This window comes from Tsuneonella sp. CC-YZS046, assembly GCF_035581365.1.
In the GTDB taxonomy this organism is placed as follows: Bacteria; Pseudomonadota; Alphaproteobacteria; order Sphingomonadales; family Sphingomonadaceae; genus JAWKXU01.
The window spans coordinates 2,482,874-2,497,237 of record NZ_CP141590.1 but is presented as its reverse complement, the minus strand read 5'-3'; the positions used below and the strand labels follow the sequence as shown (position 1 = coordinate 2,497,237).

Genomic DNA, 14,364 nt, shown 5'->3' with positions numbered 1-14,364 from the left:
TCCTTTGGAGTGAGGGGTGAAAGAAGGAAGACGAGGCGGGTTATCCCATCAACGCCTTGCGCACCGAGCTGGCCACTTGCCGGGCCGAACGTTGCAGGGCCACCGGAGCGGACGCGCCGCGCGGCGCGGCAAGCTGGATCGCCACCCGCACCTCGCGCGGCTGGCGCGCGTTCCCGCTCAGGCCATTCTCGACCTGTCCGGCGCTGGTCGGCACGAAGAGTTCCGGCCCGCGTTCGCCGACGAGATAGGGGCGTCCGGGCGAGACGGACCCGCCCATCGCCCGGCCCGGCAGGCCGAGGATCACGCCCAGCGTGCCGGAGAGCAGGCTGCCCAGGCCGAGTGCGCCATTGCCCGCTCCGGCCATGCCCACGCCGATCGAGCCCAGGCCAGCCTGTACCGCGCGGGCGGCGATCTCGTCCATGGTGCGCAGGGCGACGCGCTTGAGGTCGTCGAAACCCGTGCTGCTACGGCCGATGGCGGAAATCAGGCCGCGTTCCAGCACAGACCCGGCGCGGGAGAAGCCATCGAACAGCGTGGCATCCAGATTGGCCCGCATCGCCTGAATATCGCTGGCGAAGCCCTGGGTGCCGGCGCGAACCTCCACCAGCAGCGTGTCGACCGGATCATCCGTCATTCTCTTGCTCCAGCAGGGTTTGCAGTTCCGCCCGGCTCAGTGGGGTTGCGCCGTCCGCCGCGCAGGGGACGAGCGCTGCCGCCAGCTCGGCCGGGGTTGCGTTCCAGAAGTGGGCGGGCCGCCAGCCCAGCAGCTGTGCGGCGAAAGCGCAGAGACGCAGGGCGGCTGGCCCGAACGCCCGGTTCATTGCTGCCCGCGCAGGATCTCGCCGAGCAGCATGCGCAGCGGCGTGGCGGTGGCCGCGAGGCCCGCCTCCAGCACGGCCGCGCCCACCTGCTCGCGCGTGATGCCCTGCCTGTCCGCAAGGCAGTGCCAGAACAGCGCGGCGATCTCGGCAAGGCGAAGCTGCCCGGCTCCGGCGCGCTCGACCAGTGCGAACAGCGGGCCGAGTTCCTCTTCCGCGGCGACCAGCGCGGTGAAGCTGGGGCGCAGCAGGCGCGGCGCCCCGGCGATGGGCAATTGCGCTTCCCCGCGCAGGGGATTGGCAAAGCCGGTCATGCCGGCACCACCGGGCCGGAGCTTTCCAGCACCAGCGCATAATTGCGCTCGCCATTGAAATCCCCGGCATAGTCCAGCCGCTGGATCAGGAAGCGGCCATGCAGCTTCTCGCCATCCTCGAACGACAATTCGTAATCGTCCAGGGTTCCGGCCAGGGCGTTGGCGCGGATCGCTGTTTCGGCATCGCTGCCGAGGAAGATCCCGGCGGCATTGACAGTGACGGAGCGCGTGCCCGCGCCGGAGAGCAGCTCGCGCCAGCCGCCCGATCCCTTGTTGGTGACGACCACCGTGTCGCCATTGATGCTCATCTGCGTGGTGCGCAGGCCCGCGACGGTGCGGTAGGCGAGGGGTATCGCGCCATCCCCGATCTTGAGGAGGAAGGCGCTGCCTTTCTGGGCTGTCATGATCTGTCTCCTTGAAGTGGATCAGTCCGCAAGAACGCGGAAGCGGTATTCGAGCAGCACCGCGCGGGTGTTGTTGGCGCGCTGTTCGGCGCGGGCGCGCAGGAATTGCGCGGTGACGAGGGCAAACCCGGCCTGTGCGCGCGGCAGGCTGGCGATCCGTGCCTCGATCGCCCGGACGAGATCGGCGGCAGTGGCCGGATCGTTGCCCCGGCAATGGAGTTCCAGTGCGATCCGCACTTCCCGCCCGATACGGTCCTTGGCGCTCCAGTCGCTGCTGGCGCTCGCCGCTATGTTCAGCCACGGCGGATGGGCGCGCACCGGCGCTTCCTCGGTGGCGATATTGAGGTTGGGCGCCAGCGCCGGATCGGCGCGAAGCCAGGCCAGCAGCGCCGCGCGCAAGGGGATTTCCATGGTGGTCAGCCTTTCGTGAACAGGGGCCAGAGCAGGCGGGCCATGCGCCAGCGCAGAGGGTCGGCCCGCCGCGCCAGCAGGCGTTGTTCCGCATGGGCTTGCGCCAGCAGTGCGGCCTTGCGGGCAAGGCCGGCGGCGAAGGCGCTGCCGCCCGAACGCAGCCTGGCCGCGATCATCCCAGCCGCATCCGGCGCCAGGGCCGCCACAGCGCCGCCACGGCGGCGGGTGGAACGGCCTGCATGGCGTCGAGATCGCGCTGGCGATAATGATGGGCCGCCAGGCGGATCACCCCATGGCGGATGCCATCGGGCAACTCCGCCCAGCCGGGGGCCAGTCCGGCCACGAAGCGGACCGCGATCCGCCCCGCGCTGCCCTGGCGCAGCAGGCGCAGGCTCGCCCCGCCATCCGCGTCGAGATCGATTGCGTAATCCGGAGAAGGCAGGGCGAAGCGCGCGCCATCGGCGGGAATGCCTTCGACCTGGGTGACCGCCTGCACCGGCCTGGTCGAAAGCGACTGCCAGCCGCCGCAGGCGGGCAGCATTTCCTCACAGGCGGCTTCCAGGGGCATGCGGCCGGTGAAGGCCTCGCACAGCTCCAGCGCGGCGCGCAGCAAGGCTCGCAGCGGGTCATCGTCCTGTGCGGTGGTGATGGCGAGCCAGGCTTTCAGCTCGTCCAGCGCGGCATCCGGCAATGCGGCGGGAGTGATGATCGTCCGCTTCATCGCGGTTTCCTTTCTTTTTATTTGGCCTCATGCGCCGGCGTGGGCCAGATGGCCCGCGCGGGCACGTAAGGAAAAACTACTCCTCGATCTTCAGCAGCTTGATCGCGGCGCTATCCAGCACCTGCCCGCCCACGCGCCGGGTGGCGTAGAAATGGACGAAGGGCTTGTTGGTGAAGGGATCGCGCAGGATCGTGGTCGCGCTGCGTTCCGCGATCAGATAGCCGGCCTTGAAATTGCCGAAGGCGATGGGGAAGGCGCCCGCCGCGATATCGGGCATGTCCTCGGCTTCCACCACCGGATAGCCGAGCAGGCGGTCCGGCTGGCCTTCCACCAGCCCCGGCTGCCACAGGAAGGCGCCGTCCGCCGTCTTGAGCTTGCGCACCTCGGCCAGCGTGGCGGAGTTCATCACCCAGCTTGCGCCCTGGCGATGGCCGGCCTTCATGGTGTGGACCAGATCGATCAGGACGATTTCCATCATGGTGCCCAGCCCGGCCGTATCGCCGGAGCCGACATATTGCAGCGTGCCGAAAGCCCGCGCCGCGTCGCTCGCGGTCGAAACCGGCGCGGCGAGGAAGCCCTTGGGCCGGTTGACGCCCGATCCGTTGACGAAGGCCGCGCCTTCCGCCCGGGCGAATTCCATCGCGATCTCGCTGGCCAGCCAGCCTTCCAGATCGAAGGCGGCATCGTCCAGCATGGCCTGGCTCGCCGCCGGATTGGCGTAAAGCTCGCCGGTGGGCGGGGCGATCTCGGCGAATTTCGGTGCGTCCGTCTCCGGCCGTCCCGCCGTCTCGCTGACCCAGCCGCTGGCGGTGCCGCCCGTGGCGAGGAGCTTGCGGTAACCGGCGCTGCCGGTCTGCACCACTTGCGCGATCGAGCGGATCGGGCTGATCTCCTTCAATTCGCTGGCGATCAGCGCGTCGATTTCGCGCGGGACGGCATAGCCGCCATCGGCAAGGACGGTTGCATTCAGCGACTTGAACTCCGTCTCGCGGCCATGCCGCAGGTAATTGTCGACGAAGCTCTTGACCTCGATGTCGCTGCGCGCGCCGTCCAGCGCGGGGCGGGCGGCGGCGCGGCTGACCCGGTCGAGCCGGGCCTTCACCTCGTCCACGTCGGAGCGCAACAGCTTGATCGCGCCTTCGGCCGCATCCTGGCGCGCGACGATATCGAAGCTGGCGGCCAGCGCTTCGGTCTCATGTTCCATTTCCATATCCATGGGGCAGTTCACCTTTCTGCATAAAAAAGGCCGCCTTGATGGCGGCCGTCGGGAGAGTGGGATGTTTCGCGATGGGTATCAGGCGATCATATGCACCCGTGCTCCTTGCTGGAGCGGGTGGCTGACGAGGCTGATCTCGAACAGGTCTATGTCGTGCAGCAGGCGGCCCTTGCCGCTGCGTTCATATCGGCGGGCGCGATAGCCGAAGCTGAGGCCGCCGATCTCCCGGCTGCGGAGCGCCACGGCGGCCCGGGTTTGCGGGTCGTCCAGCCGGGCGATCACGCGCAGGCCGCGCCGGTCTTCCTCCACGCGCTCGATCCAGCCGATGCGCTGGCCGGGGCGATGCTGCCACAACAGCGGCAGCGGCTCGCCGCGCCCGGCCAGAGTGCGGCGGAACGCGCCAGGCCGGATCGTATCCCGCGCGCCATCCGCCACGTCGAACAGTGCGGCGTAGCCGGCGAGGCGCAGGGGGCCGGGTGAGAGAGGGGAGCTAAGGCCGTTCATCGCAGCAGCCCTCCGACCCCCAGCCGCATGGCGATGCCGACCAGCAGCAGGGCGAGGCAGCCGCGCACCGCCCAGTCCAGCGTTGCCTTCCAGGCGCTGGCCTTGGCGTCGCGCCAAGCCCGCAGCAGCACGCGCAGCTCGTCGATGTCCGCCCGCGCGCCTTCATCGGCCAGGCCGAGCCGGGCGAGCGCGCGATCCGCGCCCAGCTCGCCGGCTTCCGCGATCAGGGTCCGCAGGGCGGCAAGCTCGCCCCCTCCTTCGGCGGCCTGGGCGGCCAGCCGCGCCAGTGTTCCTTCCGTGCTCATCATGCGTCTCCTTGCGCGGGCTGGAGGCCCAGCATTTCCCGCTTTTCCGCGTCGCTCAGGAAATCGGCGGCGGAAAGCTGCGCCCACAAGCGCTCGCGATCCTCGGCGAGGGCGGGAATATGATCGAGGTCCACCGTCAGCCGCGCCTTGGGGAACCACGGGGCCAGCCCTTCGCACAGGGCGGAGAGGATCTTGCCCGCCAGCGGCAGCAGGGTGAGCCGCCACAGCGCGCGGTTGGCCTCGCGGTAATTGGCATAGGTCGAATCGCCCGGCAGGCCGAGCAGCATCGGCGGCACCCCGAAAGCCAGCGCGATATCGCGCGCCGCCGCAGCCTTCAGCCCGGCGAAATCCATGTCGGCCGGGGTCATCGACAGGCTCTGCCATTTCAGCCCGCCTTCCAGCAGCATCGGCCGCCCGGCATTGGCCTGCCCCGAGAAGGCGGTGGCGAGCTCCGCCTTCAGCCGCTCGAACTGATCGGCGGTCAGCCCGCCGCTCTCGCCCGGATCGAGCAGCAGCGCGCCGGAGGGCCGCGCGGCGTTCTCCAGCAAGGCCCGGTTCCACGCGGCGGCGGCATTGTGGATCGCCACCGCCTGTTCCGCCGCGGAAAGGCAGCCCGCGCCATAATGGTCGCAGGCGGGATGGAAGGTCCGGATGTGGATCAAATTGGGCCAGCCGCCGTCATCCTCCAGCGGGATCTGCACGGTGCGGTCCCCCGCCTTGTAGGCATAGGCTGCGGGCCAGCCCTGCGGATCGGGCACCACCGATACCCGTTCCGGGCGCAGGGCGAACAGCTCCAGCGGCTGCCCGGCGGCGTCCTTCAATATCTGCACATAGCCGTTGCCATGTAGCAGCACCTGCGCCGCCAGCGTTTCCAGCAGCGATTGCCCGGCGCTGGTGGCCGCGACCAGCGGCAGCAGCCGCTCGTCATCCGACAGCAGCGGGGCATTGCCCACCCCTTCGGCCACCAGCCGCACGGCGCGCTGCGCCACCGGGTTCTCGATATAGGCGCGGCCCACCGCGCGGCGATATTCGTAGGGCGGTGCCGGGCCCGCCCGCTCGAAGGCATAGGCCCAAGGGGATGTCACACTGCGGGCGAGCGGCATGCGGCCCGCGTCCCCGCCCTTGAAGGCGGCGGCGATGGTGGAGAGGAACGACATGGGAAGACCTTTCAGGAGGAGGGATTCGCCCTTCGACAGGTTCAGGGCGAGCGGAATCATGCACGGTGAAGGGGCCGGCTTCAGAATTGCCACACGCGCGGCACGGCCCGGGGTTTCAGCATCAGCTCGGTCAAGGCCCAGACCAGCGCATCGGCGCGGTCGGGGCTGCGCCCCGGCCCCTGATAGGTTCCGCCCGGCATCAGCCCGCACAGCTGGTCCTCCAGCGCGGGAAAGCCGCCCGCATGGCGCACTCGCCCGGCCTCATAGAGCGCGGCGACCGGCTCCGCCCGCGCGGCCTTGCCCCGGCTGGCATGGACGAGGCGGACCGGCAGGGCGTGATCGGCGGCGCGCAGCACGCTGGCCACCATTGCGCCGCCCTGGTTCGCTTCGGCGACCACGCGGTCGGCTTGCCAGTGCTCCGCCGCCGTGGCCACGGCCCGCGCCCAGCGTTCCGGGCTGGGGCGGGCGACGGAGCAATCCGCCAGCACCAACCCCAGGCCCGTGCCGGTGATCCCGGCCACCACGATGCCGCATTCGTCGCCCTGGGCCGAAGCGGGCGGGTCGACCCCCACCACGATCCGGACCGGCGGCTCGCCGGGCGTTGCCGCGCGGCACTGCTCCAGCAGGGCCCGGCTCCACAGCGCGCCTTCCACGTCTTCCAGCATCTCGCCGCCCAGCTCCTGCCGGGCAAAGACGCCGCTGCCGAACTGGCGATGCATGGCGCGGAGGAACCGGGCGGGCAGGTTGGCGGCATTGTCGTAGGTGGAGCCGCGCGTGATCGCGACTTCGCCGGTCTCCGCTTCCGCGATCAGCCGCTGCACCAGCGGCACGGCGCGGGGCGTGGTGGTGGCCACGATGCGGCCATCCTCCCCCGACCGCATCCCCAGCAGCAGATTGTCCCAGGTTCGCAGCGCCCTTCCGCCGCTGGCGTCCCACTTGCCGATCTCGTCGCACCAGCCATGGCTGTGCTGCGGCCCGCGCAGCCCTTCCGGCTCGGCCGCCGAATAGAGGAAGGCCCGCGCTCCGTTCGGCCAGGTGAGCCGCCGCAGCGAAGGCTCGAACAGCGGGCGGCAATGGGGTGGGGAGACCGCCAGGATGCCGCTCTCGCCTTCCACCATGATCGCTCGTGTTTCCGCCATCGACGCGCCGGCCAGGGCGATTCGCGCCTGCGGGGCCGCGCCGGCGACATGGCGCACCCATTCTGCCCCGGCGCGGGTCTTGCCGAAGCCGCGCCCGGCGCAGATCAGCCAGATGCGCCAGTCGCCCGGCGGGGGCAGCTGCTCGGGCCGGGCCCACAGCGGCCAGTGCCGGTCCAGCATGTGCTGCTCGGTCTCGCGCAGCTCGGCCAGGCAGGCATCGCGGCCGGCTTCCCCGATCGCCTTGAGCCAGCGCAGGTGATCCGGCTCAATCACGGCCGCCGCCCGCCGGCTTGCGGGCTTCCTTCCCGAACAGGGCGGCAACCGCCTGCTCCCGGGCCCGCCGGGCGGCGAACTTGGCGTTGATCGAGGCGAGGATGGAGCCTTCGTCGGCCGGCGCGTGGTCCGCCCGCTGCCTCGCCACGGTTTCCCGGTGCAGCACCAGCAGGCGGATCGCATTGGCGACGTCGAATTTCGGATCGTCCTTCGCCGTGCCGCTGCGCAGGCGATGGAGCGTTTCCATCTCCAGATTCTCGTAGCCTTCGAGCAGCGCCGCGCGCCACTGGCGGGCGAACTCCGGCTCGATCCGGCGCACGAGATAAGCGCGCGCCGGGTTGATGCCCGCCGCCTCAGCGGACCGGGTGACGTTGGAAGTATCCGCCAGGGTGTCGAGGAACAGGCGCCGCCAATGGCGGTCGAGCCTGTCCTTTTCCCCGGCCTTCTGTGCGGGATGCAGTTTGGTGCGCGCGGTCTGGCGCACGGCGCGGTTCGCCATGACGATGTTGTCCGTTGCTGGTCTGGTTGGAGCGGACGCAAGGCCCGAATCGCTTTATCGCGATGTTCCCTTTATGTGCCAGATCAGCGTTACGATGTCAAGGATAAATAACCAAATGGGTTATTTGCAACTCAGGCCACCGCTGGCGTGTCCCACGCCGCGCTGTCGAGATCGCGGGGCAGATCGCCCTCCTCGCGCTTGCGCGCCTCCGCCACGGCCAACCCGGCCATATAGGGCGCGGCGAGGAAGCGCAGGCCCGACAGCAGCAGTCCGCCCGCGGCCAGCGCGGCGAAGCCCGTGCCCAGCGCCGCATGGGCCGACAGGACGGCGGCGGATGCGGCTAGGCAAAGGCCCCCCAGCAGGGTTTCGGGCAGGGCCGCGCCGATGGCGGAGAGCAACCCCTCCCTGGCGCCGAACTTCGGGGTGCGCCGCCAGGCCAGCGGCTTGCTCGACAGGCCCGCGACGCCCGCCAGCAGGACGACGTAGGTGAGCGAGGCGCGCGCGATCTCGCCGCGCACCATCTCGCCGATCCGGCGGCAGCCGCTCAGGCGATAGCGATGCCAGGTGCGCACCAGCAGGGTCGCACCGGCCAGCGGCAGGATCGCCCAGGCCATGGCGGGCACCACCAGCGGGGCCATCGCATCGGTGGCGACGGCCATGGCGATTCCGCCCATCAGCAGCAGGCCGGACATCACCCCCGCCAGCGTCTGCAGCGGGGCGATGCAGCGCAGCACCTCCAGCAGCTTGGTCCAGCCCGGCATCGGCCGCGCCCAGGGCGAAGGCAGGAACAGCCGCCAGTGGCGCCGCAATTGCTGCACCGGCCCCGCCGTCCAGCGGAAGCGCTGCTTCTTGTAATCCTCGAAACTGTCCGGGATCAGGCCGCGCCCGAAGGTTTCGCGCAGGTAGATCCCGCTGAAGCCGGCGGCGCGCAGGCGCACCGACACTTCGGAATCCTCGGTCAGGCACCATTCCGCCCAGCCGCCCACCGCGCGCAGCACCCGCGCCCGCAACAGGCACATGGTGCCGATGGTGAAGGCCCCGCCATATTCGCTGACCCCCGGCATATCGACCTTGTTGTTGGGCATGTATTCCCAATAGCTGCCGGTCAGATAGGCATTGCCCGCATAATCGCGGTAATCATGCGGGGTCTGGACATAGCCTACCCGGGTATCGTCGAAGAAGGGCACCAGCCGCGACAGGAAATCCGGCTCCGAATAATAGTCGGCGTCGACCACCGCGACGATCTCGGTTGCCGGGTCCATCCGCTCCAGGCAGAAATTGAGCGCGCCCGCCTTCGCCCCCGGCAGCGGGGATATGTGGAAGAAGCGGAAGATTGCCTTGCCCGCCGCCGCGTTCAACCGGCGGCAATGCTCCTCCAGCGGGCGCCACAGCGCTTCGTCCCTGGTGTTGTTGTCGCAGACGAGAACCTCGAAATTGCCGTAATCCAGCGCGGCCAGCCGGTTCATGGTTTCCTTCACCACTTCGGGCGGCTCGGCATAGCAGGGCAGGTGGATGGATACCCGATAGGGCCGCATCGGCCCGTGATCGGATCGGGCGGAAACGGGAAGCTGCCACCATTCATGGGTCAGCATCGCTTCGCGCGCGATCCGCTCGACCCGCCCCAGCAAGGCGAGGCCCAGCCCGGCCGTGATGCCGCACAGCGCCAGCACTTCCCCGGCATAGGGCAATGCCGCCTCGTGGATGAACAGGCAGGTCCAGAACCAGCCGACCAGCAGGGCCACGAATTCGATGGTCAGCCAGGCCGCGCCCGGCGCGGTCAGCCGCCACGCCAGCCGGCGGATCAGCAGTATGGCCGACAGGACGAACAGGAAAGGCGGCAGCACGGCGGCGATGCCGCCCGCCAGCAGCGCCGAAAGCCCCAGCCCTACTGCCGATACCGCGGCAAGCTCGATCGTTTCTTCCGCATCGGGCCGCTGTTTCCAAGCCCCGGGAAGAATGCGGGAAAAGAAGGGGCGGGCCGCCCACAGGGCGATCAGCAGCGCCATCACGGCGCAATGGACGAGCCACGGATCGAAATCCGCGCGGGCGGGAAACGGCACGTGCCAAACCTCGCAATTGAAATCGGGCAGCCGCGCGACCGGAATCCTTATTGCCTTTGCGCCAACCCGATAAAGCTTCGGCCTGAATGGGTATGGTTACCGCCGGAGCAACGGCCGGTGCGACGAATCGCCCTGTTTTTGCCGCCGAATTGCATTGGGCATCGACAATTTCGGACCTTTCGCCGCCGACCTCGCGCAAGCGCTTGCCGGGCGGAATCGGCTCCCCTAAGCGTAGTGTGCAACCGCGAAGGAGTATCGGACGGCCATGCTGCGCAGCCTCTATGACTGGACCATGGCCAAGGCGGCTCATCCTCACGCGGTCTGGTGGCTGGCCATGTTCAGCTTCGTAGAGGCGAGCTTCTTCCCGATTCCGCCGCATCCGCTGCTGGGGCTGATGTGCCTGGCCGAGCCGAAGAAGGCGGTGAAGTTCGCGGCAATCGCCACCTTCGCCTCGGTGCTGGGCGGGCTGCTGGGCTACGCCATCGGCTGGGGGCTGTACGATACGGTGGGAACCCAGCTTCTCGGCTGGTTGGGAATGACCGAAAGTTTCCCGGTGGCGGCCTGCTATCTGCGCGAATACGGCGCGGAGATCATCATGATAAAGGGGGCCACGCCGATCCCCTTCAAGCTGCTGACGATCACCGCCGGCTTCATCCACATGGCGCTGGTGCCCTTCATCCTGGCCAGCATCGTCTCGCGCTCGATCAGTTTCATGATCGTGGGCGTGCTGTTCCGCCTGTTCGGCGCTTCGATCAAGCGCTTCATCGACGAATATCTGGGAACCGCCACCGCGATCTTCCTGGCGCTGGTGGTGGGCGGATTCCTGGCCATCACCCTGCTGGGCGGCGGGGGCGAGCAGACCCGCGAACGCTGCGCCGTGGCGGCGGCTGCGTCGGCCGGCTAGAGTGATTTCGAAGCAAGTGGAAACACTTGCTGGCTCGGAAATCACGGCAACAGGCTAAGAGTGATTTCGAAGCAAGTGGAACACTGGCTGACTCGGAAATCACGGCAACAGGCTAAGAGTGATTTCGAAGCAAGTGGAACACTGGCTGACTCGGAAATCACGGCAACAGGCTAAGAGTGATTTCGAAGCAAGTGGAACACTGGCTGACTCGGAAATCACGGAAAAACAGGGAAAATCCTGTCTTCCGCCGGATCAGCCGCTCCCGCCGCGCCCGTAGCGGGACACGATGTGATCGAACACCGAAGGGTGGAGCGGGACCAGGAATTCCAACCCCACGTTCAGCCCTTCCTTCCAGCGCACGACGGATTCGATCGGCCCGACATCGCCGAGCCGGATGGTGAGCAGCTTGCCGCTTTCGAGCACCGAGAAATTCTGGTGCAGGCGGCAGCCCGATGGCGAAAGATCGTAGACCTGCACGATATGGGCGCGGCCCGTGCCCGAGCGGTAGCGGCTCAGGATCTCGACCGGAATTCGCTCTTCGCGTCTGGCGCTCATCGCTTCAGGGTTATATCCCGTGGCTCGGGCACGGCAACGCCGCGCCGGGTTTCTCCACGACTCTCGAGGGGGCGTAAGGTTCCGATTCGCCGGCGGCCAGGATTCTGGGCGGCAAAACAGGCACTTGACGAAGCATGGCGCATTGCATGATATTGCCCGCCGAACCTGTTTCGTAGCGGGGGCCATGGCAAGCCGGGATTTCGCGAGACAATTGGAAGGGTACGGTCTTTCGACCGTCGCGATCCATTATTACCTGCCCGACCATCCCAGCCTCATCCAGCAGTTCGTGATGCAGCAATATGACATCGCGCCGCGCTTTCCCGAGCTTGATCGGTTTCTGGATTACTGGCGGCGCGAGATCGAGGCCGCGCTCCATTCCGTCAGCGTGGTTCACAAGCATCTGATCGGCCCGGCGGAATGGCGGGCGGTGGACGGGATCATCACCATCAACTGACGGATGCCTGGTGTGCGGGCCTCTGGTCAGCCGTCGAACGATGCGATGTCCAGCGTGATGTCCGCGTTCAGCAGCTTGGAGATCGGGCAATTGGCCTTGGCGTCGGCCGCGATCTCCTCGAATTTGGCGCGGTCGATGCCCGGCACCCGGGCGCTCAGCGACAGGTCGGAGCGAGTGACGGTGAAGCCGTCGCCGTCCTTTTCAAGGGATACCTTGGCGGTGGTTTCCAGCGTTCCGTCCGCGAAGCCCGCGCGGGCGAGGGCGAAGGACAGGGCCATGGTGAAGCAGCTGGCGTGGGCGGCCGCGATCAGTTCCTCGGGATTGGTGCCGGGCGCGGATTCGAAACGGGTGTTGAAGCCGTAGGGCTGGTCCTTCAACGCGCCCGAGCCGGTGGAAATATGGCCCTTGCCATCCTTGCCGAGGCCTTCGTATCGCGCGCTGCCGTGGTTGACGATCGCCATTGTGCTGCCCTCCTGCATTGCCTGCCGGAAAGACGAGCGAGAGGGCCCGAAGGTTCCCGGGCGGGGGTGGACATTCCCATGCAAGTTCCGGCCCGGGTCGGCGGAACCGACCGCAAGGCCGACCGGCCGCCCGCAGCGCCGCCAGGATTCCTGGAGCGGCGCGAGGATAGCTGAACGGCCTTCAGGCCCGCTCAGATTATCCCGACCGCCTTGCCGGCCCGCTCGAACATGCCGAGGATGGTGCCGACCTGCTGCTCGGTGTGCTCGGCGCAGAGCGAGCAGCGCAGCAGGGTCATGTTGGCCGGGGTTGCCGGCGGGCGGGCGAGATTGACGTAGAGCCCTTCCTTCAGCAGCGCTTCCCACATCGCCGCGCCGCGCTCCAGGTCCGGCATGATTACCGCGATGATCGCGCTTTGCGGCTCTTCCGTGCCGAGCTGGAAACCAAGCGATTTCAGGCCGCCGTGCAGGGTGCGGGAATTTTCCCACAGATGCGCGCGCTTGTTCGATCCGGCCATCAGCTTGCGGATGCTGGTGGCGGCGGTGGCGACCACGCTCGGCGGCAGGCTGGCGGTGAAGACATAGGGGCGGCAGACCAGCCGCATGATCTCGAACTTGGGGTGGTTGGAGACGCAGAAGCCGCCCACCGTGCCGACGCTCTTGGAAAAGGTGCCGATCACGAAATCGACCTGATCCAGCACGCCCTGTTCTTCCGCCACGCCGCGCCCGTTCGGCCCGATGAAGCCCATCGAATGCGCTTCGTCCACCAGCACCATCGCGCCATTGGCCTTGGCGACCGCGATCATCTTCTTGAGCGGGGCGACATCGCCCAGCATCGAATAGACGCCTTCCAGCACCACCAGCTTGCCCGCGCCTGCCGGGATGCGCCTGAGGCGCTTTTCCATCGCCTCGATGTCATTGTGCCTGAACGGCACGACCTGCGCATTGCCGAGCGAGCAGCCGTCCCAGATGCTGGCATGGCTGTCGATGTCGAGGACGATGTAATCGTCCTTTCCGGCGATGGTGCTGATGATTCCGAGGTTGGCCTGATAGCCGGTGGAGAACACCATGGCATGGTCCATGGCGTAGAATTGCTTCAGTGCTTCCTCGCACTCCTTATGGCCCTGATAGGTGCCGTTGAGGACGCGGCTGCCGGTGGTGCCGGAACCGTAATTGTCGAGCGCATCCTTGCCGGCCGCGATCACATCGGGATCGAAGGTCATCCCCATGTAATTGTAGGTGCCCAGCAGGATCGTGCGCCGGCCGTTGCAGATCGCCTCGGTGGGGGAGAGCACCTTTTCCATCACCAGGCTGAACGGATCTTCCACCCCGCTGGCGAGCAGGGTTTCGCGCTGCTGAATCAGCGGATCGAACTTCGAAAAGAGATCGGTCATCGTGCCGTTCAGCTCTGCAGCTTGACTACTGCATCCACCAGCTGGCCGTAGGTTTCGATCTCGGCCTGCTGGTTCATGCTGATGATGATGTCGAACTCGTCCTCGATGGCGGCGACGAAATCCATCACCGTCAGGCTGTCGAATTCGAGATCGCCGGCGAAGGTCGTCTCATCCGAAATGGCGATGCCCTTCTTGTTGAAGGGCTCGATCAGGCCGCGGATGCGGGCGTCGGTTTGGGCACGGTCCATGGTGGAGGCTCCTAGCTCATCGCGCCGGAAAGCGGCAGCCGGTTTTCGGCCTAGACGATGCGATGCAAGAAATCAGGCGATTGCGGCGCAAAAGCGGCGTGGAGCCGAAATTGTCAAGCGGCTGCTTCGCGCGAATCCCGGTCGATGAGGTTTCTCACGGCCGCCATGAACGGCCCGATCGACACCGGCTTGGCCAGATAGCCCTGCGCGCCGACTTCGCGAATCCGCTCCTCGTCGCCCTTGCCGGCATAGGCGGTGACCGCCAGAACCGGCGTGTTGCGCAGGTTCGCGTCGCGCTTGAGCCTGGCGATCAGGTCCAGACCCGACACATTGGGAAGCTGAATGTCCATGATGACGAGATTGGGCACGAAAGCCCTGGCCCGGTCTATCGCCATTTCCCCGTCGGCGACGGGCTCGACGGAAAAACCGTTCGCCGCGAGCACGTCGCAGAACAGTTTCCGGTTGAGATCGTTGTCCTCGACAACGAGGATACGTTTCATCATCTTGCCCCCGGTCGCTTCTACCCCCCA

21 protein-coding genes are annotated in these 14,364 nt (G+C 67.6%); 2 read left to right on the top strand and 19 right to left on the bottom strand.

What is annotated here, in order from left to right; translation table 11 throughout:
* Window positions 1-40: 40 nt before the first annotated feature.
* The 14 genes from U8326_RS12260 to U8326_RS12195 form a co-directional block, all read right to left on the bottom strand.
* Entirely contained in the window at window positions 41-634 is a 594-nt protein-coding gene (locus tag U8326_RS12260; protein WP_324740603.1) for a tail tape measure protein, read from the bottom strand.
* On the bottom strand, window positions 624-821 hold the full coding sequence (locus U8326_RS12255; RefSeq protein ID WP_324740602.1) for a phage tail assembly chaperone: 198 nt from the start codon (window positions 819-821) through the stop codon (window positions 624-626). The genes U8326_RS12260 and U8326_RS12255 overlap by 11 nt, the downstream gene beginning before the upstream one ends.
* Window positions 818-1,132 (bottom strand): gene transfer agent family protein, encoded by a 315-nt coding sequence (locus U8326_RS12250; protein ID WP_324740600.1) that lies wholly within the window; start codon window positions 1,130-1,132, stop codon window positions 818-820. Before U8326_RS12250 ends, U8326_RS12255 begins: the two co-directional genes overlap by 4 nt.
* Entirely contained in the window at window positions 1,129-1,536 is a 408-nt protein-coding gene (locus U8326_RS12245; protein ID WP_324740599.1) for a phage tail protein, read from the bottom strand. Before U8326_RS12245 ends, U8326_RS12250 begins: the two co-directional genes overlap by 4 nt.
* 21 nt (window positions 1,537-1,557) lie before the next feature.
* A complete protein-coding gene (locus tag U8326_RS12240; RefSeq protein WP_324740598.1) occupies window positions 1,558-1,947 on the bottom strand; it encodes a DUF3168 domain-containing protein in 390 nt (129 codons plus the stop codon).
* Between the two features lie 5 nt (window positions 1,948-1,952).
* The gene (locus U8326_RS12235; RefSeq protein WP_324740597.1) at window positions 1,953-2,123 is read right to left on the bottom strand and encodes a hypothetical protein; all 171 of its coding nucleotides are present in this window, start codon (window positions 2,121-2,123) and stop codon (window positions 1,953-1,955) included.
* A complete protein-coding gene (locus U8326_RS12230; protein WP_324740596.1) occupies window positions 2,120-2,668 on the bottom strand; it encodes a head-tail connector protein in 549 nt (182 codons plus the stop codon). Before U8326_RS12230 ends, U8326_RS12235 begins: the two co-directional genes overlap by 4 nt.
* 76 nt (window positions 2,669-2,744) lie before the next feature.
* Window positions 2,745-3,872, bottom strand: coding sequence for a phage major capsid protein (locus U8326_RS12225; RefSeq protein WP_324740595.1), 1,128 nt, complete (start codon window positions 3,870-3,872; stop codon window positions 2,745-2,747).
* A gap of 90 nt (window positions 3,873-3,962) precedes the next feature.
* Window positions 3,963-4,388, bottom strand: coding sequence for an HK97 family phage prohead protease (locus U8326_RS12220; RefSeq protein WP_324740593.1), 426 nt, complete (start codon window positions 4,386-4,388; stop codon window positions 3,963-3,965).
* On the bottom strand, window positions 4,385-4,693 hold the full coding sequence (locus U8326_RS12215) for a DUF6127 family protein (RefSeq protein WP_324743604.1): 309 nt from the start codon (window positions 4,691-4,693) through the stop codon (window positions 4,385-4,387). Before U8326_RS12215 ends, U8326_RS12220 begins: the two co-directional genes overlap by 4 nt.
* Window positions 4,693-5,850 carry a phage portal protein gene (locus tag U8326_RS12210; protein ID WP_324743602.1) on the bottom strand — a complete coding sequence of 386 codons (1,158 nt, stop codon included), beginning with the start codon at window positions 5,848-5,850 and terminating at the stop codon, window positions 4,693-4,695. Before U8326_RS12210 ends, U8326_RS12215 begins: the two co-directional genes overlap by 1 nt.
* A gap of 80 nt (window positions 5,851-5,930) precedes the next feature.
* Complete coding sequence (locus U8326_RS12205) at window positions 5,931-7,262, bottom strand: DNA-packaging protein (RefSeq protein ID WP_416385482.1); 1,332 nt, start codon at window positions 7,260-7,262, stop codon at window positions 5,931-5,933.
* On the bottom strand, window positions 7,255-7,761 hold the full coding sequence (locus tag U8326_RS12200; protein WP_324740592.1) for a hypothetical protein: 507 nt from the start codon (window positions 7,759-7,761) through the stop codon (window positions 7,255-7,257). The genes U8326_RS12205 and U8326_RS12200 overlap by 8 nt, the downstream gene beginning before the upstream one ends.
* Window positions 7,762-7,892: 131 nt before the next feature.
* Complete coding sequence (locus tag U8326_RS12195) at window positions 7,893-9,821, bottom strand: glycosyltransferase (protein WP_324740591.1); 1,929 nt, start codon at window positions 9,819-9,821, stop codon at window positions 7,893-7,895.
* 265 nt (window positions 9,822-10,086) lie between these two features.
* On the opposite strand from U8326_RS12195, the gene U8326_RS12190 reads away from it, so the two are divergent.
* Window positions 10,087-10,725, top strand: coding sequence for a YqaA family protein (locus U8326_RS12190; RefSeq protein WP_324740590.1), 639 nt, complete (start codon window positions 10,087-10,089; stop codon window positions 10,723-10,725).
* 252 nt (window positions 10,726-10,977) lie between these two features.
* Here U8326_RS12190 and U8326_RS12185 read toward each other — a convergent pair whose 3' ends face one another.
* The gene (locus U8326_RS12185) at window positions 10,978-11,280 is read right to left on the bottom strand and encodes a PilZ domain-containing protein (RefSeq protein WP_324740589.1); all 303 of its coding nucleotides are present in this window, start codon (window positions 11,278-11,280) and stop codon (window positions 10,978-10,980) included.
* Window positions 11,281-11,464: 184 nt separating this feature from the next.
* Here U8326_RS12185 and U8326_RS12180 point away from each other — a divergent pair, with 184 nt between their 5' ends.
* Complete coding sequence (locus tag U8326_RS12180; protein ID WP_324740588.1) at window positions 11,465-11,734, top strand: usg protein; 270 nt, start codon at window positions 11,465-11,467, stop codon at window positions 11,732-11,734.
* Window positions 11,735-11,760: 26 nt separating this feature from the next.
* On the opposite strand, the gene U8326_RS12175 is transcribed toward U8326_RS12180, so the two are convergent.
* From U8326_RS12175 to U8326_RS12160, 4 genes are all read right to left on the bottom strand, one after another.
* Entirely contained in the window at window positions 11,761-12,195 is a 435-nt protein-coding gene (locus tag U8326_RS12175; RefSeq protein WP_324740587.1) for an OsmC family protein, read from the bottom strand.
* A 191-nt stretch (window positions 12,196-12,386) separates the two neighbouring features.
* Window positions 12,387-13,586 carry a serine palmitoyltransferase gene (spt, locus tag U8326_RS12170; RefSeq protein WP_324740586.1) on the bottom strand — a complete coding sequence of 400 codons (1,200 nt, stop codon included), beginning with the start codon at window positions 13,584-13,586 and terminating at the stop codon, window positions 12,387-12,389.
* A gap of 8 nt (window positions 13,587-13,594) precedes the next feature.
* Window positions 13,595-13,834, bottom strand: a complete 240-nt coding sequence (locus U8326_RS12165) for an acyl carrier protein (protein WP_324740585.1) — start codon at window positions 13,832-13,834, stop codon at window positions 13,595-13,597.
* A 113-nt stretch (window positions 13,835-13,947) separates the two neighbouring features.
* The gene (locus tag U8326_RS12160; RefSeq protein ID WP_324743600.1) at window positions 13,948-14,337 is read right to left on the bottom strand and encodes a response regulator; all 390 of its coding nucleotides are present in this window, start codon (window positions 14,335-14,337) and stop codon (window positions 13,948-13,950) included.
* Window positions 14,338-14,364 lie beyond the last annotated feature (27 nt).